Source organism: Roseibium sp. (assembly GCF_965233565.1).
Taxonomy (GTDB): Bacteria; Pseudomonadota; Alphaproteobacteria; order Rhizobiales; family Stappiaceae; genus Roseibium.
Genome location: NZ_OZ247494.1, coordinates 514633 through 537759, shown reverse-complemented (window position 1 = coordinate 537759; position 23127 = coordinate 514633). Strand labels below are relative to the sequence as shown.

General features: G+C 59.5%; 21 protein-coding genes and 1 pseudogene. 15 read left to right on the top strand and 7 right to left on the bottom strand.

The features are described from left to right. Positions 1-122: 122 nt before the first annotated feature. From rpsM to ACO6TG_RS02435, 7 genes are all read left to right on the top strand, one after another. A complete protein-coding gene (gene rpsM / locus ACO6TG_RS02465) occupies positions 123-491 on the top strand; it encodes a 30S ribosomal protein S13 (protein WP_094074593.1) in 369 nt (122 codons plus the stop codon). Between the two features lie 71 nt (positions 492-562). Further along, entirely contained in the window at positions 563-952 is a 390-nt protein-coding gene (gene rpsK / locus ACO6TG_RS02460; protein ID WP_006936427.1) for a 30S ribosomal protein S11, read from the top strand. 90 nt (positions 953-1042) lie between these two features. After that, positions 1043-2065, top strand: a complete 1023-nt coding sequence (locus ACO6TG_RS02455) for a DNA-directed RNA polymerase subunit alpha (RefSeq protein ID WP_094071083.1) — start codon at positions 1043-1045, stop codon at positions 2063-2065. Between the two features lie 76 nt (positions 2066-2141). Further along, positions 2142-2567, top strand: coding sequence for a 50S ribosomal protein L17 (gene rplQ / locus ACO6TG_RS02450; protein ID WP_094071082.1), 426 nt, complete (start codon positions 2142-2144; stop codon positions 2565-2567). Between the two features lie 261 nt (positions 2568-2828). Further along, positions 2829-4931, top strand: a complete 2103-nt coding sequence (locus ACO6TG_RS02445) for a methyl-accepting chemotaxis protein (protein ID WP_422376719.1) — start codon at positions 2829-2831, stop codon at positions 4929-4931. Positions 4932-5074: 143 nt separating this feature from the next. Then, positions 5075-6526, top strand: coding sequence for a DegQ family serine endoprotease (locus ACO6TG_RS02440; protein WP_422376718.1), 1452 nt, complete (start codon positions 5075-5077; stop codon positions 6524-6526). 8 nt (positions 6527-6534) lie between these two features. Next, on the top strand, positions 6535-7839 hold the full coding sequence (locus ACO6TG_RS02435) for a replication-associated recombination protein A (RefSeq protein WP_422376717.1): 1305 nt from the start codon (positions 6535-6537) through the stop codon (positions 7837-7839). Between the two features lie 129 nt (positions 7840-7968). Here ACO6TG_RS02435 and ACO6TG_RS02430 read toward each other — a convergent pair. Then, positions 7969-8799 (bottom strand): annotated as a pseudogene (locus ACO6TG_RS02430) (adenylate/guanylate cyclase domain-containing protein); the annotation flags it as partial. A 488-nt stretch (positions 8800-9287) separates the two neighbouring features. Between ACO6TG_RS02430 and ACO6TG_RS02425 the strand changes: the two are divergent. The 6 genes from ACO6TG_RS02425 (at position 9288) to ACO6TG_RS02400 (ending at position 15877) form a co-directional block, all read left to right on the top strand. Beyond that, a complete protein-coding gene (locus ACO6TG_RS02425; protein ID WP_422376716.1) occupies positions 9288-11681 on the top strand; it encodes a patatin-like protein in 2394 nt (797 codons plus the stop codon). Between the two features lie 101 nt (positions 11682-11782). Continuing rightward, positions 11783-12562: a sterol desaturase family protein gene (locus ACO6TG_RS02420; protein WP_422376715.1), complete on the top strand. Its 780-nt coding sequence runs from the start codon at positions 11783-11785 to the stop codon at positions 12560-12562. After that, positions 12562-13335 (top strand): sterol desaturase family protein, encoded by a 774-nt coding sequence (locus tag ACO6TG_RS02415; protein WP_422378830.1) that lies wholly within the window; start codon positions 12562-12564, stop codon positions 13333-13335. The genes ACO6TG_RS02420 and ACO6TG_RS02415 overlap by 1 nt, the downstream gene beginning before the upstream one ends. Before the next feature lie 73 nt (positions 13336-13408). Further along, positions 13409-14197, top strand: a complete 789-nt coding sequence (locus ACO6TG_RS02410; protein ID WP_094071076.1) for a sterol desaturase family protein — start codon at positions 13409-13411, stop codon at positions 14195-14197. Positions 14198-14354: 157 nt separating this feature from the next. Continuing rightward, on the top strand, positions 14355-14738 hold the full coding sequence (gene crcB / locus ACO6TG_RS02405) for a fluoride efflux transporter CrcB (RefSeq protein WP_422376714.1): 384 nt from the start codon (positions 14355-14357) through the stop codon (positions 14736-14738). A 119-nt stretch (positions 14739-14857) separates the two neighbouring features. After that, positions 14858-15877: an RluA family pseudouridine synthase gene (locus tag ACO6TG_RS02400; protein ID WP_422376713.1), complete on the top strand. Its 1020-nt coding sequence runs from the start codon at positions 14858-14860 to the stop codon at positions 15875-15877. Positions 15878-15894: 17 nt separating this feature from the next. Here ACO6TG_RS02400 and ACO6TG_RS02395 read toward each other — a convergent pair whose 3' ends face one another. The 3 genes from ACO6TG_RS02395 to ACO6TG_RS02385 all read right to left on the bottom strand — a co-directional run bounded on the left by ACO6TG_RS02395 (position 15895) and on the right by ACO6TG_RS02385 (position 17895). Further along, positions 15895-16386, bottom strand: a complete 492-nt coding sequence (locus ACO6TG_RS02395) for an AAA family ATPase (RefSeq protein ID WP_422376712.1) — start codon at positions 16384-16386, stop codon at positions 15895-15897. A gap of 29 nt (positions 16387-16415) precedes the next feature. Next, complete coding sequence (locus ACO6TG_RS02390) at positions 16416-16586, bottom strand: hypothetical protein (protein WP_198338376.1); 171 nt, start codon at positions 16584-16586, stop codon at positions 16416-16418. A 73-nt stretch (positions 16587-16659) separates the two neighbouring features. Beyond that, positions 16660-17895: a tlde1 domain-containing protein gene (locus ACO6TG_RS02385; RefSeq protein ID WP_422376711.1), complete on the bottom strand. Its 1236-nt coding sequence runs from the start codon at positions 17893-17895 to the stop codon at positions 16660-16662. 523 nt (positions 17896-18418) lie between these two features. Here ACO6TG_RS02385 and ACO6TG_RS02380 point away from each other — a divergent pair. Further along, on the top strand, positions 18419-19099 hold the full coding sequence (locus ACO6TG_RS02380; protein ID WP_422376710.1) for an HAD-IA family hydrolase: 681 nt from the start codon (positions 18419-18421) through the stop codon (positions 19097-19099). Continuing rightward, on the top strand, positions 19099-19872 hold the full coding sequence (locus ACO6TG_RS02375; RefSeq protein WP_422376709.1) for an ATP12 family chaperone protein: 774 nt from the start codon (positions 19099-19101) through the stop codon (positions 19870-19872). Before ACO6TG_RS02380 ends, ACO6TG_RS02375 begins: the two co-directional genes overlap by 1 nt. Before the next feature lie 124 nt (positions 19873-19996). Here the strand turns inward: ACO6TG_RS02375 and mgtE are convergent, their stop codons facing one another. The 3 genes from mgtE to ACO6TG_RS02360 all read right to left on the bottom strand — a co-directional run bounded on the left by mgtE (position 19997) and on the right by ACO6TG_RS02360 (position 23126). Next, on the bottom strand, positions 19997-21421 hold the full coding sequence (mgtE, locus tag ACO6TG_RS02370) for a magnesium transporter (protein WP_422376708.1): 1425 nt from the start codon (positions 21419-21421) through the stop codon (positions 19997-19999). A 76-nt stretch (positions 21422-21497) separates the two neighbouring features. After that, complete coding sequence (locus tag ACO6TG_RS02365; RefSeq protein WP_422376707.1) at positions 21498-22229, bottom strand: peptidase; 732 nt, start codon at positions 22227-22229, stop codon at positions 21498-21500. A 75-nt stretch (positions 22230-22304) separates the two neighbouring features. Further along, positions 22305-23126 carry a transglutaminase family protein gene (locus ACO6TG_RS02360; protein ID WP_094071066.1) on the bottom strand — a complete coding sequence of 274 codons (822 nt, stop codon included), beginning with the start codon at positions 23124-23126 and terminating at the stop codon, positions 22305-22307. Between the last annotated feature and the right edge of the window lies 1 nt (position 23127).

The window sequence follows — 23127 nt, the reverse complement described above, 5'->3', positions numbered from 1 at the left end:
CCGGCATTCTCTGTGCCGGGGCTGCCCCGGCATTTTCGTACCCGCAAGGGCCGGACTCCACCGGACGCGGGCATTACCCACTGCGATCAGGCCTCGGTCCGACGCATAACATGGAGACGAACGTGGCACGTATTGCTGGCGTTAACATCCCGACGAACAAGCGCGTTGTCATCGCGCTTCAGTATATCCACGGCATTGGCAAAAAATATGCCCAGGAAATCATCGAAAAGAACAACATCGATGCTGCCCGCCGTGTGAACGAGCTTTCCGACGCAGAAGTGCTGTCCATCCGTGAAACCATCGACCGCGACTACCTCGTGGAAGGTGATCTTCGCCGGGACACCGCCATGAACATCAAGCGTCTGATGGACCTTGGCTGCTACCGCGGCCTGCGTCACCGCCGCGGCCTGCCGGTTCGCGGTCAGCGGACGCACACGAACGCCCGTACCCGCAAGGGTCCGGCGAAACCGATCGCTGGTAAGAAGAAATAATCATCGCCCCGCGATTGGTGGTGGAGCTGCCGGCATTACGGCAGTGACGAGATCAATACAAGGATAACAGAATGGCTAAAGACACGACGCGCGTGCGTCGCCGCGAACGCAAGAACATCTCTTCTGGCGTTGCGCATGTGAACTCCACGTTCAACAACACCATGATCACGATCACCGATGCCCAGGGCAACGCGATCTCCTGGTCGTCTGCTGGTGCACTCGGCTTCAAGGGCTCCCGTAAGTCCACGCCGTATGCCGCCCAGGTTGCTGCTGAAGACGCTGCCAAGAAGGCTGCCGAACACGGCATGCGCACTCTGGAAGTTGAAGTCCGTGGTCCCGGTTCTGGCCGTGAATCTGCTCTGCGCGCCCTGCAGGCTGCCGGTTTCCTGATTACGTCCATCCGTGACGTGACGCCGATTCCGCACAATGGCTGCCGTCCGCGTAAGCGTCGCCGCGTCTAAGGCTTTTCGGCTTTAGGTACCTGTTTCTCCAAATGGCAAAGAATGGCTCGGCCTTGATCAGCCGGGCGGGATAGCCGAAGGGACGAAAACGTGACCATTCAGAAAAACTGGCAAGAACTGATCAAGCCGACCAAACTCGAGATCAAGCCGGGTGAAGATCCGCGCTTCTTGGCAACTGTTGTTGCCGAGCCGCTCGAGCGTGGCTACGGGCTGACACTGGGCAATGCCCTGCGCCGTATCCTGCTGTCCTCGCTTCAGGGCGCTGCAGTGACCGCGGTTCAGATCGATGGCGTTCTCCACGAGTTCTCGTCGATCCCGGGTGTCCGGGAAGATGTCACCGACATCGTGCTCAACATCAAGGAAATCGCCATCCGGATGGAAGGTGAAGGTCCGAAGCGCATGGTCGTGCGCAAGCAGGGCCCGGGTGTTGTGACCGCAGGTGACATCCAGACCGTTGGCGATGTCGAGGTTCTCAACCCGGAACTGGTGCTCTGCACGCTCGATGAAGGCGCTGAAATCCGCATGGAATTCACCGTCAACACCGGCAAGGGCTACCATTCTTCGGACCGGAACCGTCCGGAAGATGCGCCGATCGGCCTGATCCCGGTCGACAGCCTGTACTCCCCGGTCAAGAAGGTCTCCTACAAGGTGGAAAACACCCGTGAAGGCCAGGTTCTTGACTATGATAAGCTGACCCTGACCGTCGAAACCGATGGTTCCGTCAAGCCGGATGATGCTGTGGCGTTCGCTGCTCGCATTCTGCAGGATCAGCTGTCCATCTTCGTCAACTTCGAAGAGCCGCAGCGCGAAGTCGCCGAGGACACTGTCCCGGAACTGGCGTTCAACCCGGCCCTTCTCAAGAAGGTCGACGAACTGGAACTGTCTGTCCGGTCTGCAAACTGCCTGAAGAACGACAATATCGTGTATATTGGCGATCTCATTCAGAAGACCGAAGCGGAAATGCTGCGGACCCCGAATTTCGGCCGCAAGTCGCTCAACGAGATCAAGGAAGTTCTCGCCCAGATGGGTCTCCATCTCGGCATGGAAGTCGCCAACTGGCCGCCGGAGAACATCGACGATCTCGCCAAGCGCTACGAAGACCATCAGTATTAAGGGGCGCACGCGTCCCTGTTAGGATCAACCGGGAAAGTGCCTTAGGCAGACTTCCCGACAGGAAAAGGAGAGGGCCATGCGCCACGGTAAATCCGGCCGCAAGCTCAACCGGACCTCTAGCCACCGCAAGGCTATGTTCGCGAACATGGCAGCGTCGCTGATCAAACACGAACAGATCGTCACGACCCTGCCGAAGGCTAAAGAAATGAAGCCGATCATCGACAAGCTCATCACCCTGGGCAAACGCGGTGATCTCCATGCACGTCGTCAGGCCATTTCGCAGATTCGCGACACGGCCATGGTTGCCAAGCTCTTTGAAACGCTCGGTGAGCGCTACAAGGACCGCAACGGCGGCTACTCCCGCGTTCTGAAAGCCGGCTTCCGCTATGGCGACAACGCTCCGATGGCTGTCATCGAGCTGGTCGACCGCGATCCGGAAGCACGCGGTGCTGAAGACCGTGCACGTGTTGAAGCTGAAGAAGCTGCTGAAAACGCAGCGTAAGCTTCTCCACCTCGCAAGTATCTGAAAAGGCGGGCGCTATGCCCGCCTTTTTGTTTTGCCGGTACAGCGCCCGATCTGCCGCGCTGTGCCGGATAGTGAGACCGCCGATTATCAATGATTTAAGGAAAACTGCCTAACCTGAAAGCATGCCTCGTGGAGATGTGCGAGAGGCTGGGGAGAACTACTGTGATCGGCTCAAAGAATTCTGCAGCGAAGAAAAGCTCGCCTTCTCTTCGTCTTTCATTTGTCATTCCGGCATTGATGATCGTTGTAACCGTGGCGGCCTGCACGGCGGTTGGCATGATCGGTTACATGACCGGGCGCGACGGCTTGCAAAAAGCGGCCGAAGCGGAACTTGGCATGGTCATTACAGCGCGCAGTGCGCTGTTGGAGTCCCGCCTGCATGCGGCCGAATCCGAGATCGTGAATCTGGCCTCCAGCGTTGCTGATCCGCTCAGCAATCTCGGCAACGCCACGATGAATCTCTCCAAGGAAAAAGAAGACATTCTGGATCTGTTCCATAAGCCCACGACACCGGAAGAACGTGCGGAAATTACGGGAACCGAGCAGAAGACGATGTATGCCTGGCGTCACTCCGAGGCGCACCCGGCCTTCTACAACGTCTGGAAGAATGGCGGTTACGCGGATATCTACCTGCTCGACCCGGCCGGGCTGGTTCTTTACTCCGTGACGAAGGGCGATGAATTCCTGTCCAAGTTGGGCGAGGGCAGCGCCGCCGACAACACGGGTCTTCAGACCGTTTTCAACGCAGCCAAGGGCCTGGAGAAGGGTGAGATTGCCTCCAGCAGCTTTGAACAGTATGGCCCGGCCGATGATGAAGGGTCTTTGTTCATCGCTTCTCCGGTCTTCATGAACTCGTTCGGTGCTGTCAGCCTGAGCGGCGTTGCCGTGATGCGCCTCGATGCCGACTTCCTGAACAACATCGTTGCCAGCCGGAATGATCTTGGCGAAACCGGTCAGGTCTATGTGGTTGACGAAAACGGCCTCGTCTTGAGCGACATGCCGCTCGCGGATGCGCCGACGGCTCTCGTGGCAACCACGGACGCAGCACCCGTTCTGGCGGCGACCGGCGGTCTGGAAACAGCAGAGATTGTCACCGGCGCCGACGGTGTGGCCGATCTGATGGTGGCGCGGCCGCTGTCCTTCCAGGGGCAGAGCTGGGCGATCGTGGCTGAAAAAAGTGTTGAGGAAACACTTTCGGCAGTCACCAACATGCGCGACCAGATGTTCATGTGGTCACTGGCCACCATTGCCGTGGCGACGGTCATCGCGCTCCTGTTCTCCCGTTCCATTACCGGGCCGCTGACAACGCTTGTCGGTGCCTTGAATGCGATTGCATCCGGCGATCTCGGCGCGGAAATCAAGGCGGCAAGCCGCAAGGACGAAATCGGTGACATTGGCCGTGCCGTGTTGCAGATCCGCCAGAATGCAGCTGAAGAGAATGAACGCCGTGCCGCTGAAGAATCTGAAGAAGCGCAGCGGCAGGCCGAGCAACGCCAAGAAATGCTGGCGAGCCTTGCGGGCGATTTCGAAGCGACCGTCGGCACCGTTGTTGATCGCGTTGCACAGTCGGCCGGCAAACTGCGTGAATCGGCCAACAACATGCGCAGCATGACCGACAGTGCCGGCGAAACGTCAGCCAATGCGGCAACCATGTCGGAAGAGACGCTGGCGGAGGTGGAATCCATTGCGGCAGCGTCCGACCAGTTGTCCAGCTCGATCCAGGAAATCTCCACCCTGATCGAACGTTCTTCCGGTGTGGCAGCCGAAGCCACCAAACGGGCCGAGACGACCAACGAAACCGTCAAGTCGCTCGCGGAAGCCGCCAACCGGATCGGTGAAGTTGTGACGCTGATCTCCGACATTGCCGACCAGACCAATCTGCTTGCGCTCAATGCCACCATCGAGGCGGCCAGAGCCGGTGAAGCGGGCAAGGGATTTGCGGTTGTTGCCTCCGAGGTCAAGGATTTGGCAGCGCAGACCGGCAAGGCCACCGGCGAAATCCAGCAGCAGATCGATGCGATCCGCGGTGCGACAGACGATGCGGTGGGTGCCATCGGCGACATCCAGAAGACCATCGACGACATCACGCAGTCGGTCAGCGAAGTCGCGGCAGCGGTCACCGAGCAGAGCTATGCGACCCAGGGCATTGCGGAAAACACCCAGCGGGCGGCCGGCGGCACCTCCAAGGTGACCGAGGACATCCGCAACGTCTCGTCGCTGTCCAACGACACCAATATGGCAGCGCAGAACTTCTCCGAAGAAGCTGCCGACATGGCCAACCAGGCCGACGAGCTTGACCGCGAAGTGCGCAGTTTCCTGTCCCAGGTTCGCTCCGCCTGACGGCCAACGGCCAAAGCCAGGCACAAAAGACCGTGAAGGCCGCCGGAAACCCGGCGGCCTTTCGCTTTTGTATTTGCCTCTCTTCCACCCTATCTGCCATGTATCGCCATGGTCACGAAAGAATCGAAAAAGAGGCACCCTCCATGCGCCTGACACTCTCCGGCTCCGTCCGCTCGCTGACGACCTTGCTCCTGGCAGGTCTGATCGGCGTGTCTGCGGCTTCTGCTCAGACGGCCCAACCCTCCGCTGCGGATCTGCGCCTGGTTCCCCAGAGCGATGCCCAGATCAAGCTGTCCTTTGCGCCGATCGTGAAACAGGTCGCACCGGCCGTGGTCAATGTCTATGCGAGCCGCAAGGTCGTGCAGCGACAGCGTGTGTCGCCGTTTTTCGATGATCCGTTCTTTCGCCGTTTCTTTGGTCAGCCGGGTGGTGGCTTCGACAGGCCGCGGGAACGCGTTGAATCCTCGCTCGGATCCGGCGTGATCATCTCAGCGGACGGCACCGTGATCACCAACCACCACGTCATCAAGGATGCAGACGAGGTCCGTGTGGCATTGAACGATCGGCGGGAATTCGATGCCGACATCGTTCTGCTGGATGAGCGTACTGATCTGGCGGTTCTGAAGATCCGTGAGGGGGGCCCCTTCGAGCACGTGGCATTTGCCGATTCTGACAGCCTTGAAGTTGGCGACATCGTTCTGGCGATTGGCAACCCGTTCGGTGTCGGGCAGACGGTGACCCAAGGCATCGTTTCTGCAACCGCACGGACACAGGTGGGCGTGACCGACTTTCAGTTCTTCATCCAGACCGACGCGGCCATCAACCCGGGCAATTCCGGTGGCGCTCTTGTGGACATGACCGGTCGGTTGGTTGGTATCAACACGGCGATCTTCTCGCGCTCTGGTGGCTCCAACGGCATCGGCTTTGCCATTCCGGCCCATATGGCCCGGTTTGTGGCCCGTGCGGCTGATCAGGGCGGCAAGGTGCAGCGCCCGTGGCTTGGCGCAACGGTGCAGCAGGTCAATGCCGAAATTGCGGAAGCCCTGTCTCTCGACAGGCCGCAGGGGGTTCTCGTCACCGCCGTTTTCGAAGGTTCGCCTGCGCATGAGGCCGGATTGCGGGTCAGCGATCTGGTAATTGCGATTGAAGGCAAGGAGGTCACCGACCCGAATTCATTCGGCTACCGGTTTGCCACCAAGATGATTGGTGAGGACACGGAATTTCTGGTTGTGCGGAGCGGCAAGGAAGTGGTTCTGCCCGTTTCCCTGAAACCCGCACCGGAAACCGTCCCGCGTGACACGCGCGAATTGCTCGAATTCTCTCCTTTTGAAGGGGCAACGGTCATGAACCTGTCGCCCGCCGTGTCCACCGAGCTCGGACTGGACGGCCTGTTTGAAGGTGTCGTGATTGCTGCGGTCAACCGGGGCAGCACGGCCAATCAGGTCGGTCTGCGACCGGGTGACATCGTGCGCGCCGTGAACGATCAGCAGATCAAGACAACGCGCATGCTGGAAACCGTGACCAAGACGCCTCCGCGTGTCTGGCGGCTGGAGATCGAGCGTGATGGCAAGGTGTCCCAACTCGTTCTGCGTTAGGCTTACCCGTGAGTGACCTTTTTGAAGCGTCCGGATTGAGCCAGGCCGGTCCGCGTCCGCTTGCTGACCGGATGCGGCCGACGCAGCTCGCCGATGTGGTCGGGCAGGACCATCTGCTGGGATCGGATGGCACGCTGACGCGCATGCTGAAAACGCGGTCGCTCGGGTCGCTGATCTTCTGGGGACCACCCGGGACTGGCAAAACCACGATTGCCCGGCTCCTGGCCAATGAGACGGATCTGGCTTTTGAGCAGATCTCCGCGATCTTTTCGGGCGTTGCGGACCTCAAGAAAGTATTCGAAGGAGCGCGGGCGCGGCGCATGGGCGGCCGGGCGACGCTGCTTTTTGTCGACGAGATCCATCGGTTCAACCGGGCGCAGCAAGACAGTTTCCTGCCAGTGATGGAAGACGGCACGATCACGCTGGTCGGAGCAACCACGGAAAACCCGTCCTTCGAACTCAATGCGGCCCTGTTGTCACGGTCGCATGTGATGACCTTTCAGTCGCTTTCACCGGAGGCGATCGAAAAGTTGCTCAGCCGGGCCGAGGAAGAAGAAGGCAAGACCCTTCCGCTGGATGAAGACGCGCGCCAGGTCCTGATCCGCATGGCGGACGGTGATGGCCGATCCTCTCTGACGCTGGCCGAGGATGTCTGGCGCGCCGCCGATGAGGGCGAGGTGTTTGATGCCGAGCGCCTGCAGGAAATCGTGCAGCGGCGGGCACCGATCTACGACAAGGGGGCCGACGGCCACTACAATCTGATCTCGGCCTTGCACAAGTCTGTCCGCGGCTCAGACCCGGATGCTGCGCTTTACTGGTTCTGCCGCATGCTGGATGGAGGCGAGGACCCGATGTTTCTCGCCCGGCGTCTCATCCGCATGGCCGTGGAGGATATCGGGCTGGCGGATCCGAATGCCCTGGTTCAGGCAAATGCCTCGCGCGACGCCTACCAGATGCTGGGGTCTCCTGAAGGAGAGCTGGCTCTTGCGCAAACGGTCATCTATCTGGCAACAGCGCCCAAATCCAACGGGGCCTATGTCGCTTACAAGGCGGCGATGCGCGACGCCAAATCCAGCGGTTCGCTGCTGCCCCCCAAACACATTCTGAACGCGCCGACCAAGCTGATGAAAGAGGAAGGCTACGGTACGGGCTACCAATATGATCACGATGCGCCGGACGGTTTTTCCGGTCAGGACTATTTCCCGGAACAGATGGGCCGCAAGAGCTACTACGCCCCGCCGCAGCGCGGGTTTGAACGTGAACTGCGGAAGCGGCTGGACTACTGGGACAAGCTCCGCAAGGAACGCGGCTGAGATAGTTTCGCAATCAACGTTGCCGACCTGCCCGGCTTTGTCCCGCAGGACACAGTCAGGTCCGTTTCGAAGGATGATGCGGCATGCTTGTTGAAACGAGATGGCCTAACGAATTCGATGGTCGTTCCATCAGGACTTGTCGGTGCTGAGCCGGTCAAGCGCCGTCTTGAGGGACGTGATGAGATTGTCACGCACATCGGGACTGATGGAGTCAGGCAGCCCTTGGGCAAGGTCGGACAGTTGCTGGGTGACGGCGGACAGGTCGAGAACGCGCTGTTCGCTCACCGGTTCCTTTAGTCCAATCACTTCATAGGTCGTCACCGGATAGGCAATGCCCTTGACCGTGACTTCACCGTTCTCGGCGCATTTGATGTGGTCCTTGACCTGGGAATAGGTCTCGAAGGAGATCAGGACCGAACCGGGCATCGCCAGGCTTTCCAGACGGGACGCCGTGTTCACACCGCGGCCAATGATGGTGTAATCGAGCCTGTTGTCGCTGCCGAAATTGCCGACCGTGCAATAGTCCGTGTGGATGCCCATGCGGCATTTCAGCGGTTTTGCAATGCCCGCTTCCTGCCAGACCGCTTGAAGGTCTTTCATGCGCGCCTGCATTTCGATTGCCATGCGCACACAGGCGAGGGCGTCTTCCGTCACGCCTCGGGTTTCCGGATCGCCGAAGAAGATCAGAATCGCATCGCCGACATATTTGTCGATGGTTGCACCATGTTTGAGCGCGATGTTCGACATCTCCGTCAGATACTGATTGAGAACGGATGTCAGTTCTTCCGATTCCAATCGGTCGGCAGTCTCCGTGAAGTCCGCGATATCGGAGAAAAAAACGGTTAGTTTCTTGCGGCTCGACTCGATCTTGACTTCCTGGCGGCCTTCGAAAATCGATTGATACACCTGCGGGGAGAGGTATTTGGCCAGCTGCTGGGAGAGGTTTTCCAGCCGTATGGACTGATCGGCCAGCTGGTCCTCGACCGCTTCACCATGCTCGATCGTCGCCTCGTAAAGGACACGCAGATCTTCCAGCTCGGATCGCAGATTTTCGTTTTCCTCGCGCAGATCGAGAAGGAGAGAAGCGTCTGCACCGTTTGCTTTCGCATCGGAGGTCTGCGCTTTTGTCTTGCTTGCCTTGGCCATATCGGTCTGCGTGGTCGTCATCGGGGCGTCGATGTGGTTCCAGTAAAGTGAAGAAATCAGAATCACTTTGGAAATCTAGGATCATCTTAGCGGAAGACGACTGGCAGGACTGCGAAATTTGTAATCTTTTGTATCGCGTTGGTTTCTCGCGACGATGTTTTACACTTTTCCCCATCAGTAAAGTGATCGGAAATGATCGCTGTTCGAGAGCGTGCCTCTTTGGTGCTCCAATTTGATAGCCAGATAAAGAATGTAACCATTTTTTTGATCCAGAATCGCACCCTGGCTGTCATGGTGATTGCATGAAGGAAATCGAACTCAGACTGGCGCTGGTGCTCTATGGCGGCGTTTCGCTGGCCATCTACATGCATGGGGTCAGCCGCGAGATCCTGAACCTTGTGCGGGCTTCAAGCTTCCGGCTGGACCGGAAGAGCGTCAATCAGGCACAGCGGACGGATTCCCAGGAGCTGCCTCCCGTGCAGAGCGCCTATCGTGACCTGCTCGATCTCCTGTCCTCCGTCGCCGATATCAGGGTCGTCGTCGATTCCATTGCCGGTGCGTCGGCAGGCGGCGTCAATGGCATCATGCTGGCACGGGCGCTGGCACATGACCTGCCGCTCGACAGCCACAGCGAGATGTGGCTCAAGAATGCCGATGTCACGCGCCTGGCACGTCCGCAAAACGGCCTTTCCCGCTATCTGAAGATCTCGATTTCCCCGGTGCTCGACCAGCTGATCTCTTCGCGGCTGGACAAGCAGATCGAAAGCGCTGAAACGCGTGAAAAACTGCGCCTGTTCATGCAGGCGCGCTGGTTTTCACCGCCGTTTTCCGGCGAGCGGTTCATTGGCTGGATGCTGGATGCGTGCCAGAAGATGGAACAGGAGGCGAAACCAGGTCGGAGCCTCATTCCGCGCGGCCAGACGCTGGACCTGTTTGTCACGATCACCGACTACAACGGCGTCAAGCGCAGGATCCATCTGGACGACCCGGATTATGTGGAGGAATGGGATCACCGGCGGATCCTGAAGTTTCACGCAGCGCATCGGACGCCGGGTTATGTCGACAGTCAGTTTGACAGGGAAAACATTCCGGAACTTGTCTTCGCTGCCCGTGCGACTTCGTCGTTTCCAGGCGCGTTTCCGCCGGCGACGGTGGCTGAAATGGAGCGGGTGCTTGCCGACCAGAACCTGAACTGGCGTCACAAGGACGCCTTTCTCGCACGCGGTCTGAACCTCACCAAAGACACCATGGGCCAACATTGTTTTGTCGATGGCAGTGTGGTGATGAACAAGCCGTTTGCCCCGGTCATCGATGTGATCCAGGACCGGCCGGCCGCAAGGGAAGTTGCGCGCAGGCTGATTTATGTGGACCCGGCTCCTGTCGAAACCGCCAGGCAAGGGCAAGGCGGCGCAGAGCTTCCCGGCTTCTTCCGGGTCATCCTTGCGTCTCTGGCGCATATTCCACGCAACGAGCCGATCGGCGACGACCTGATGGAACTGGAACGGAACAATCGGCGCAGCCGCTGGCTCTCCCAGCTCATCGACAGCGCCAGCCCGATGGTCGACCAGGCGGTGTCCGGCCTTTTGCCAAAGCGGCGCCAGGTGACCACGGACCTGTTGTCGAAATGCCGAAAGCAGGCCACCGTGGCGGCGTTCGAGCAGGCGGGCTTTGCGTTTCTGAACTATCAGTCGCTGAAATTGCATTCGCTTGCCGACAGGCTTGCGCAGCTGACGGCCAGGCTAAGTGGTCTTGAGCATGCGCGCGGTCAGGAAGAGGCGCTGCTCGGGCTGATCTCGGATCATTTCAACCAGATGACCGCAGCCAGCAAGGACCTGCTCGGTCGCACCGATCCTCACATTGTCGCGCTGTTGCGCGGTCTGGATGTAGACTACCGGATCCGGCGGCTTCGTGTTGCCATCCGCAAGCTGAACGGTTTCTACCACTATCGACCGGGAGAAGATCTGCCTCCGCCGGACACGGCGTCGCTCGACCAGATGAAGGCGCTGCTTTACGAACAGATCGATCATCTGGGCTGGCGCTGGAACGACCGCTTCTTCGGCGGTGCCAGCCGGGAACTGGCCAAAACCTTTCTCGCCGACCTGGAAGCGGGGTCGAGTGCAGCACACGAGCATGTTGAACCGCTGCTGAATTCCTATGTCCAGATGATGGGACTTGCCGATCTCGACCGGCTCCAGGATGAGCTTTTCTCGGAAAGGGCGCGCGATCTGCTCGACAAGGACCGGCACATGTCCTTGATGCGATCCTACATCGGCTTTGGTTTCTTCGACCTGATCACGTTCCCGGTCTTGCAGCGCAACGACTTTTCGGAAGTCACCGAAATCCTGGTCGACCGGATCAGCCCGCGGGATGCAACCAGTCTTTATACGGAAGGCTTTGATCTGAAAGGCAAGTCGCTCAATACCTTCGGGGCCTTCTTCAACCGGGGCTGGCGCGAGCATGATTACCTCTGGGGACGGCTCAATGCTGCAGACCGGCTGGTCAGCATCGTGTTGTCAGCTGCCGGAGTGGGCACTTTGCCGCAGCCGCAGGTCAATCAGGCACGGGCACGGATCTTTTTGGCTGTTCTTGAGGAAGAGCGCGGTAAACTCACTGAAATACCAGAGGAAATTGAGCGCATCGATGCTCTGGTTCGATCCATTTTTCCCGATTTTGCCCATGTCGCTGAGGAGGTCTAGCGCAACATGAGCTAAAATCGGCAAGGGATTCCTTGACGTGAGGTCTGCAGGTTGGCTACCCACTGATGATAAGAGTGCAGTAGCCACGGATTGTCAGTTGAATGGATTTTTTCTTCGATAGTGTCGGGCGCGGCCCGCTGGCCTTTCTGGCCCTTTTCGGCTGTCTCTATGCCGCAAGCCTGGTGATCCTTTTCACCACCGGGATCACGATGACGCTGCTTAACCGCCGGCACCCGGACAGAAAGATCCAGAAGCGTGAGCCGACCCATGATGCGCTGAGAGATATCCGCTCCTCCATGGTGCAGCTGTCGATCACCAGTTCTTGTCTGTCGATCGGTCTCTTTGCCCAGATGCGGGGCTGGACGCTGTTTGAATCGGTTGCACTGTCCTGGTGGTCGGTGCCGCTGTTCTTCGTCTTGTCCCTGATGCTGCACGACACCTGGTTCTACTGGGGACACAGGATCCTGCACACCAAGCTGTTCTACCGGTTCCACAAACCACATCACATGACAGTCACACCGACGGTCTGGTCCAATGATGCCGGCTCGAGCGTCGATACGCTGTTTGCGCATTCCTATTACGCACTGGTGCTGTTTGTTGTGCCAATGCCGCCGCTGGTCTTCCTCGGGCACCGGCTCTTCGATCAGGTCTCCGCCGCGATCGGTCATTGCGGGTACGAGCATTTTGCAAGCCCGAGCGCACGCAAGCCCTGGCCGTTGCTGTGCACGCTCTACCACGACCAGCATCACCAGTATTTTGTCTATAATTACGCCAACTATTTTTCCTTCTGGGACAGGTTCTGCGGCACCATTCACCCGACCTATGACGATCGGGTCGAAGGCTTTGAGGAGCTGTATGCCGGCAAGAGGGATCAGGCGTGATGGAGCTTCTGATCGACTATCTGGTCGTGTTCGCGCTGACCTATCTTGCCATGGTGGCGGTTTATTTTGCGACCGGGTTCACGTTGCTGGCGATCAATGCGCGCCATCCGGAACGGCGTATCCAGAAACACCGCGACGGGATGAAACGCCAGGCGGAAGAGATCAAGGCGTCGCTGTCGGCGCTGGCAACGTCCTCCGTGTTGATGTCCGCCGGCTTTTTTGCGCAGCTTCAAGGCTGGGTGCTGTTCGCGCCGCTGGAGCTCAGCTGGTGGTCGTTTCCGCTGATGTTCGCGGTCTGCTTCATTCTGTTCGATGCCTGGTTCTACTGGGGACACCGGCTGCTGCACGTGCCGGCGCTTTACAAGTTTCATGTGCCACATCACCGCTCGATCGCCCCGACCGCCTGGAGCAACGACTCCTCCACCACGGTGGATACCCTGATTGAGCACTTTTTCTATTTTCTGGTCTGGTTCGTGCTGCCGGTGCCGGCCCTGAGCGTGTTCGCGCTGCGACTGTTCGACCAGATTTCCGGAATGGTCGGTCATTCGGGGTTTGAATATTTCGCGTCAAAATCGTCGCGTTTCCCGTCACCGCTGATTTGCACGACTTTCCATGATCTGCATCATTCGCAGTTCCACTACAATTACGGTAACTTCTTTTCGTTCTGGGACCGGGTCTGCGGCACGGTGCATCCGAAATATGATGCGCTGGTGAAGTCGATGGAAGAGACCGGCGAGATTCCGGACACGGAAGAAACCAAGGTCAAGGCCTGACCTCAAGACAACCGGGTAGCCCGCACGCTTTTGGCCGTGTCAGCCAACCGACCAACTGGATGTAAGACAAGACATGCTTGATCAAGCGCTGACAGTATTGCTTGAGTTTCTGCCGATCTATGCGGCTTGCTACGGCGTGAACGTGTTTCTGTATTTTGCGACCGGCTGGGTTCTGGTGCAGATCCAGAACCGCCACCCGGAACGGCGTATTCAGCAGAACCGGCGCGGCGAAAAGCGCATGTGGAAGGAAATCCGCGCGAGCGTCTGGTCGTTGACGGTAACCGCCGGCTGCCTGGCAGGCGGGATTTTCCTGTCGATGAAAGGCTGGACGCTGGTGGCACCGCTGGAACTGACCTGGTGGTCGGCCATCCTGATGTTCGTGGTGTCCATCATTGCCTTCGACACCTGGTTCTACTGGGGCCATCGGCTGATGCACACCAAGTGGCTCTACCGCTTTCACGCCGAACATCACCGCTCGGTCGCCCCGACCGTCTGGAGCACCTATTCCGACGATCTGGTCGATGCCTTCGTGATGCAGAGCTATTACCTGTGGGCCGTGATCTTCCTGCCGATTCCGATCCCGGTGCTGATCGTTCACCGCCTGTGGGATCATTTCAACGGCACCATCGGTCACTCGGGTTTCGAGTTCTGGGCCTCACCCATGTCGCGCATGCCGTCGCCCATGGTCTGCGTCACCTTCCATGACCAGCATCATTCCCGGTTCAAGTACAATTTCGCCAATTTCTTCTCGTTCTGGGACCGGGTCTGCGGCACGATCGATCCGAAATATGACGAGCAGGTCAAGGTGTTCGAGAAGCTGGGGCAGCCAGTCGAGCAAAAGCCCGCTGCGCCGGGGGAATAGCCTACTCTTGTCATCCTGGTTTGACGCGCAGCGGCAAGACCGGGAGCCGGTACCCCGAAGCCTTTGTTGTCCAACTCGATAATCAAGTGAATACTGGATCCCGGCTCTGCGTTGCGCTTGGCCGGGATGACAAATTCAACGGATATGGGGCGCGGGTTTGAAACATCTCCTTCTGGTCATGCTTGGCGGTGGTCTCGGGGCAGGTGGGCGCCATCTGGTGTCGCTGCTTTCGGTGCGGTTGTTCGGCCTGGGGTTTCCGGTCGGTACGCTCACCGTCAACGTGGTCGGTTCGCTGCTGATGGGCCTGTTCATCGGCTGGCTGGTGAAACATGAAACCGGAAACCTGCAGTCCTTGCGGTACTTTTTCGCCACCGGTTTCCTGGGAGGCTTCACCACCTTCTCGGCGTTTTCCCTGGACACGTCGGTCCTTTGGGAACGGGGCGACACCCATTTGGCCCTGGTCTATGTTCTGGCTTCTGTTCTCCTCTCCATCGGGGCTGTTTTCGCCGGTCTCATGATCATGCGGCACGTTGCTAGCTAAGAACTGCTTTCTTTCCGCAGCGATTCCGCCTATACGCAGCGGAACGATTTTGCCCCGCATATCCGCGGTGGCCGGGGATTTGCGCGGCGACAGGCCCGCAAGCCAAGACTGAGAACAATATGTCCGCGATTGAACAGATCAAAGTGACCGCCGACGAGGCGGGCATGCGCCTCGACCGTTGGTTCAAGTCCCACTATCCGGGGCTCGCCTTCGGCCGACTGCAGAAGCTGCTGCGCACCGGTCAGGTGCGCGTCGATGGCAAGCGTGCCGAGACCAACACCCGCATCGCCAAGGGCCAGTTGATCCGCATTCCGCCGCTCGGCGTCGATCTGCCTGCGGATGACAAGAAAAACGCCCGTCCGAAATCGACCAAGCTGATTGCCGATGACCGCAAGGCCATCGAGGACATGCTGCTGTTTGAAGACAATCAGGTGATGGTTCTGAACAAGCCGGCTGGTCTGGCGGTCCAGGGCGGTTCCGGCCTGAAGCGTCATCTGGACGGCATGCTGGAAGCCTTTACGGACCGCAAGGGCAACAAGCCGCGCCTTGTGCACCGGCTCGACAAGGAGACCTCCGGCATCATTCTGGTGGCGCGCACACGCCAGGCGGCGCAGGAACTCACCAAGGCGTTCCGTCACCGCAACACACGCAAGATCTACTGGGCGATGCTGGCCGGCGTGCCGAAGCCGTTCCAGGGCCGCATCTCGACCTTTCTGGCCCGCAATGAAGGCGATGAACGCATGCAGGTCGTGCGTCAGGGCGACGACGATGCCCAGCACGCCGTCTCGCTTTATTCGGTGTTTGAAAAATCCGGGCAGAAGCTGTCCTGGGTGACGATGAAGCCGGTCACCGGCCGGACCCACCAGCTCAGGGCCCATGCCGCCCATATCGGCCATCCGATCATTGGCGACGACAAGTATTTCAACATCGAGAACTGGGAGCTGCCGGGCGGCATTCAGAACCGGCTGCATCTGCTCGCCCGCCGGATCGTGATCCCGCATCCCTCCGGTCACGGCCAGATCGATGTGTCCGCGCCTCTGCCGCCGCATATGCAGCAGACCTGGAACCTGCTCGGGTTCGATGCAACGGACTACGATCCGGAAGTCGATGATCCGGACGATGCGCTCAACAAGCGGTAGGGCCCAGGGTCAGAGCCCTAATCCGCGATGTGATGGATTTCGAGGGTGAAACCCTCGTCGTCCGTCGGGCGCTGGAAATGGGCGCTGATCCGGTCGAACTGGTCTTCTGTCACCGAAAACTGGTGTGTGCCGGCAGCGTTCCGCCGCCTGAGCCGCTTCTTGCAGACCGCGTCCGGAATGTCGAGAACGTGGAGCCGGTGCGTGCATCCCGATTTTTCAATCAGTTCCTTCATCCAGAGCCTGGCCTCAATCGTGTTGGCCTGAAAATCGAGCACGACTGATGTGCCGTTTTCCAGCAGCGAGATGATGTGAGGCGCCATGGTGCGCCGGAGCCGGCTGGAATAGGTCACGAAATCCCTGAGCGTGCGCATCTCCTCGCCGAAGAGGCCTGCGAGCCAGGCGTCCTCGCGCAGCACCACGGTGCCGGGCGCATCGCCAAGCCTGTCGGCCAGCGTTGACTTTCCGGAGGCAACCTTGCCGCACAACAGGTGAAGGATAGGCGTGGTCATGGCGTGGGATACCAGTTCCTGGTCGGCTCTCAGAGACCCTGAAACAGGGCGGTCAGGATCACGGAAGCTATGGTCACCCCAACGACCCCGGCGACAAGCTTCCAGGCGTCCTTTCGCTGCTTGAGGCCCGGCCAGCCGATCGGTTTGATGACCTGAACGGCGGCGACCAGAAACAGCAGAAAGATAAGGATCTTGGTCAAGAAGACCTCCGGCGGGGCAGGAATGGCATTTGCCTTTCGGGCATAGCCAATCCGGGCCGCCGCCGCAAGGTGATTAGGCGCCTGCGCCCCGGTTCAGCTTGGCCAGATAGGTGGGCAGCTTTTCCATGGACGGCACAACGATCATGGTCTTGACCTTGCCGGCCTTGAACGCTTTCAGGAACTTGTTGTAGTCGCGGAAGGCAACGCAGCCATGAGAGCCCTTGGAATTGCGGAGCAGGGGAGTGTGGGCGAGCATGCCGTCGCGCCCTTTCATGGCAGCCCGGTCCTGGGGCAGCATGCGGATGGCCTCAACGCCATGGAACCGCCGTTCCCGCATGCGCAGGCGATAGATATTCGGCGGGGTCGGGCCGAGATTTTTCACATAGGCGTATTTCGGATTGTCCATCCGGTGACCAATGCCGGAATGTGCCTTCAGCTTGGTGCCGTCGGGCATATGCACCGTCGCGGCGCTGATGTCGTAGACGGCGACTTTGCTGGCCGGGCCCGGCAGGCCTTTAGGGCCGCTGAACAGTTTGCCGAGGCCGCCAAAAACGCCGTTTTCGTCGTCTTCCGGGTTGCCCGGGCGGGCATAGGCCAGAACAGGAGATGCATTTTCCGGCTTGGCCGTGCGGCGCGGCTTGTCTGCGCTGGCCACACGGCGCGGCGCGGCCGGTTTGGCACCTGGTGGCGGGGGAACGATTGCGCCCGGTTTGTCCGGAACCGATGTGGAAAGGCCGGCGACCAGGTTCGCCGCCGGGGCGGCTTTCACGTCAACTGTCGCCGAGGCGGCGGTGCCAACTGTCTGCAGCGCAGCGACTGTTATCGTCGGCGCCGGCAGATTGTCTTCCGTTTCAGCGAGCTGAGTAGGCTGTTCGGCTTGTGTGCGAGCCTGGGCAGCAAGCAGGGACCGCGCCAGCTTCAATCTGGCAAGTTTCACCGCCAGGGCAGACTTGGCTGCCTGCCGGGCTGCGTCCGCCTTCTGCCGCTCGACCTCCAGGAGATCGATGGAGGCTTGCGCCAGGCCTCCGCCGGCAAGGGGCGCCCTTGCTGCTGCGGCGACCTGCACCTGCAACGTGTCAGCGCCGGCGATGAAGGAGGTCGGTTCAATCTGCGTGAGTGTCAGGCTGCGGGAAGGGGCCTTGTCGGCCGACAGATGTGTTGGAGACAGGGTTGCTCCGATCCCGACAACCGTGGCCGCAAGGCCGGACATGAGCAGGGTTGCGCTTGCAAGCACAGCATAGAAGGTCCGGTCGCCCTTGCGCTTCGCGTGACCTTTTTGCCGGCTGTTTTCCCGTTTTTTCCCAAGCATTCAGACAAAACCATTCTGTCGCGCAGCCTGTCATGGCCGCGTGTGTCAATTCGTATGTTTTGGTGACAAGCTTGCCCCAAACGATCGTGCCCACCCGCGCTTATGATTATCAGCCGTTAAGGTAACCAGTGCGTTTAGAAACGTGGTTAACCAATCCTGAAGCGCCGGATCGTGTGTTCGTTTCCCAAGATAAAGAGGCAATTTTCGGGCGCTCGCCCAAAATAGTCGATATCCAAAGATTGGCGGTTAATTGAAGGTTAATGCCGGTAATCTTTGCCTATTGTTAAAAGTACTAGGATCAGGCGTGAATTGGAAAGATCGTCTGAGGAGAATTGAAACGTAGATGTCTCGGGCGTCCGTTTTCCTGTGGGACACCCTTTTGGCGTTGGAGCATGATCTGCGTGTTTGGACATGCGGGGAGGGCGCTCTTCGTTTCAACAGGTGAACTTTCACAGGCAGATCTTGACGTTTTCCGCAAAACCCTGCACATGCGGGCCGCAACAGCCCCAAAGCCAGGTCCTTCATGTATCTGATCCTATTTGATGTCGACGGCACGCTGGTAGACAGCCAGAACACGATCCTGCACGGCCTTGAGGTGGGATTTGAAGCGGTCGGTCTGGAGATGCCGGACAGGAAAACGGCATTGTCCATTGTCGGCCGGTCGCTGGAAGAAGCGTTTCTGGATCTGGTCGGACCGGAGCAGGCTGACAATGTACCCGCCATGGCAACCGCTTACCGGCAGGCCAAAATCAGCCGGCGACAACAGGGACTGGATCTGGATCCGCTTTATCCAGGTGCGCGCGAGGCGGTTGACAGACTGCACCGCCGTGACGAGATCCTTTTGGGGATTGCCACCGGTAAGGCCATGCGCGGTGTGCGGCACATGTTCGACAACCATGATCTGCATGGACGCTTTGCTACGATCCAGACGGCGGACACCTCGCCGTCGAAGCCACATCCGGACATGGTGCACCAGGCGATGGCGGAAACAGCTGTTGCGCCTGAGCACACCGTAATGATTGGTGACACCGGTTTTGACATGGCCATGGCAAAGGCTGCCGGGGCGCATGCACTTGGGGTGACCTGGGGCTATCACGATCATTCCCGGCTTCGGGAAAATGGTGCTGACCGCATTATCAGCTCTTACTCAGATCTGGATGAGGCTCTGGGTGACATTTTGAATTTCGACAAGGAAACAATCTGATGCGTGACTTTCTTGAAGTTTTGCAGGAAGACGCAGCGAAGGATCCGGAACAGCGTGCCCGGGAACTGTCCCGGCGCGAATTGCCCAAGCGGTTCTACAAGGACGCAGCGCATGTTGCCGTCGACGGCGGCTACGCCATTCACCTGGATGGCCGCCCGGTCAAGACGCCAGGCAAAACGCTGCTCCTGCTGCCGAACCAGGCGCTCGGATCTGCCGTTGCCGCCGAATGGCAGGCGCAGGAAAAGGAAATCAATCCGGCGAACATGCCGCTGACGCGGATTGCCAACTCGGCGCAGGACGCTGTCAGTGTTCGCTTTGACGAAGTCGCGGACGATATCACGAAGTTCGCCGGCAATGACGCGCTCTGCTATCGCGCAGACGATCCGGACAGCCTAGTGGAGACACAGCGGCGCCTCTGGGACCCGGTCGTGGACTGGGCCGGGGATCTGCTGGGTGGCCGGTTCGTTCTGATCGAGGGCCTGATCCATGTGCCGCAATCCGAACAGCTGCTGGCTGCTTACCGGGCCCGCATTGCCGACGAGACACCGCTCCGCCTTGCCGCCTTGCACACGGCGACCAGCCTGACAGGATCGGCCTTGCTGGCACTGGCGCTAAAGGAAGGCCGGCTGGAGGCAGATGCCGTATGGGCAGCGGCACACGTGGAAGAAGACTTCAACATCGAACGCTGGGGCGCGGACGCTGAAGCCACCCAGATCCGTGCCTACAAGCGGACCGAGTTCGACGCGGCCGCGCTGGTTCTCAGGGAAGGGTGAGGGGCACTGCCTTTCGAGGAAATTCGGCTGATGATGAAGAGTCCTGGTTCCTCGCTTTCGCGGGGATCCGGGAAAGCTCCTAAATTCAATGGCTGGACATAGTGATTGGCAACACGGTCCAGTCTCACCCCAGATAGAACGTTGTCGCCATCAGGAAGAAGATCAGCACACCGAGGACGTCATTTGACGAGGTGATGAAGACGCCGATGGCCATGGCGGGGTCGATGCCGATCTTGTCGAGGATGATCGGAACCGTGGCGCCGACCATGGCGGCGAGGGTGGTGACGCACAGGAGCGACAAGGATGTCGCAAGCGCAAGACGCATGGGTTCTTCCAGGGGAACCACGAAAGAGGCGATCAGCACCAGACAGCCCAGGATCGTGCCCGCAATAGCACCGTTGAACAGCGCTGCTGCCAGTTCCTTCATCAGCCGGAAGAAAATGTCACCGGACCAGAGGGCTCCGGTGGCAATGCCCTGGACGGCAACGGCAGAGGCCTGAAGACCGGCATTGCCGGCCATGGACATGGTCACTGGGATAAAGGCGGCCAGGATCGCCGCCTCTGCCAGCTGATCCTCATAAGAACCGACGACGGTCGCGGCAACACTGGCGCCGACCAGTCCGGCGAGCAGCCAGGGCAGGCGGCGGCGGACGATTCTCAGAACCGTGTCGTCCGCCCGCGATTCGCCGGAGACACCGCTCATCAGAAGCATATCTTCGTTGGCCTCGTCTGAGGCAATACGCGTAAGCTGCTTGGGGGTCACACGCCCGATCAGATGTCCTTCCGCGCTGACCACCGGAACAGTCCGCATGTCGCGTTTTCGCGCCACACGCAGGACTTCCTCCTGGTCGGTGTCGGCAGAAACCGTCAGGACGTCCCGGTTCATGATGTCCCGAAGCGGCGTGTCCGCAGGGGCAAGAAGCAGGCGGCCGACTTCGATGGTCCCGGTCAGCTTGCCTTCCCGGTCGGTGACATAGACGGTGAACACACGGCGGATGCGATCTGCTTCCGCGCGCATCTGGGCGACGGCCTCGCCGGTCGTGCAATCTTCCGGCAGGGCAACGAATTTCCGTGCCATCACGCGGCCGGCCGTGTCGTCGGCATAACTGCCGCGCGTGCCGATCTCGTCAATGTCCTTCAGGCGGGCGATCAGTTCGTCGGCGACGTCGTCCGGAAACTCGTTCAGAATTTCAACGGCGTCTTCCGGATCCAGTCCGTCCAGGATGTCGTGAAACTGTTCAAGCGTGGATTCCTCCATGAGAATGGAGCGGAATTCCGGACGCAGCTCCGCAACCACCTTGATGGACGGATTTGCCGGCAGCCACTGGAACAGTTTGCGGGCATGTTTGAGGCGCAGCCTTGTCAGGAGCTGCATGACGTCAATCGGGTCCCAGCGCTTGAGTAGCTCGACCACCTGATTGCGCTTGCCGGCCTTGATCAGCTCGCGCACCGCAGTCTGGACCGCGTCGTTCTCCTCGAGCGGTTCCTGTGCAGGTTCGCGGGTCCAGGACAGATCCTGTAGGTCAGAGACAGCGCCTGAACTGTTCATGGATACGCACCTTACCGTTTGATCGGACCGCTTCTACTGCCGCATTGTGACGATCCGCTGACAGCGCGCGCGTTGCTCAGACCTCGAATTCGTCGATGTCGGCAAAGGCCTCGCGCAGCTTGTCGGACCAGCCCTGGGAGAGCTTCCTGAAATAGGGATCATCTTGCTCGATCCGGACCTGACGGTCCGTGGAATAGCTGTCGGTGTTGTAAAGCAGCATGTCGATCGGCATGCCGACCGACAGGTTGGACCGGAGTGTGCTGTCGAAAGACAGCAAGACGAGCTTGGCGGCTTCTCCGAGGCGCATGTCCGCCCGTGTCACGCGGTCCAGAATGGGCTTGCCGTATTTGTGCTCGCCGATCTGCAGGAAGGGCGTGTCGCTGCCCACCTCGATGAAGTTTCCGGCCGCGTAGATCTGGAACAGGCGCGGTTCCTCGCCCTTGATCTGGCCGCCGAGAATGAAGGTGACGAAGAAACTCTCTGCACTAGTGGCCAGGGCCTCGCCGTCAATCGCCTTGACCTCGCGCACAGCGCTGCCGACCAGCCGTGCCACCTGGAACATCGTCTTTGCGGTCATCAGGGTTGTGCGGTCTTTCTCCGCAGAGGAAATATGTTCCGTCAGCAGCGAAATGACGGCCTGGGTCACGGCCAGATTGCCGGCGGACATCAGCGTGATGACCCGCTCCCCGGGCTCTTCCCAGACATGCAGCTTCTTGAACGTGGAAATGTTGTCGACGCCGGCATTCGTGCGGGTATCGGCGGCGAACACAAGGCCGCGATCCAGTTTCAAGCCAACGCAATATGTCATGCAAATGCCCTTCGGGAACCGTTCAGTCAGTCTGGATCAGGAGATAAACGGTTTGTGGCGTCCGGAGCATGACGGTCACTGCTGTTGCTGCTGAAACGCGGCCTGTGCCACGTCGACCTCAACTTGCAGGTTTTCCTCCAGCCCGCCGAAACGGATCCCCCTGATCGGCGCAGCAGAACGGGAATCCAGGCCGACCGTCAAGCGAATATATCGATCTGTGGGGCACATTGTGTTGGATATGTCGAAGCCGGTCCAGCCGAGGCCGTTGATCATGACCTCGACCCAGGCGTGGTGTGCTTCGGAGGCCTGTTCATCTTCCAGCAGCATGTAACCCGACACGTAACGTGCGGGAATGGACAGCGAGCGGGCGGCCGCGATGAAAATATGGGCGTGATCCTGGCAGACACCTTCGCCTGCCGCCAGAACAGATGCGGCCGGCGCATGTGTTTCCGTCACGCCCACCTTGTAGTCGACCTTGTCACGGATGGCATGCATCAACGCATGGAAGCCGGCGATCTTGTCATGGACATCGGCGAGCGAGGCAAGCTTCCGGATTGCCTGATTGGCCTGGGTGAGGGGGGTGACGCGCGTGTAGATCCTGTTGGGGGCACTTGCACCGGGATCATGGCCGATGACGCCGCTGGTATCGACCGTGTCGACGGTCCCGGTCGCCGTAATTTCAACGTCTTCGACGGGCTCGCTGCGTGACACCATGTGAACCTGGTTGTCGAACGCGTCCTTGTAGGTGGTCGCACGTTCGATCCCCGGAGCTTCGATCGTCCAGTTGACGATGGTTTGCGTCGGACCGTTCTCCGGCGTCAGCCGCAACTGTTGCATGGCGTTGGCCAGCGGCGTTTCATAACGGTATCGGGTGGTGTGTCGGACGGTCAGTCGCATG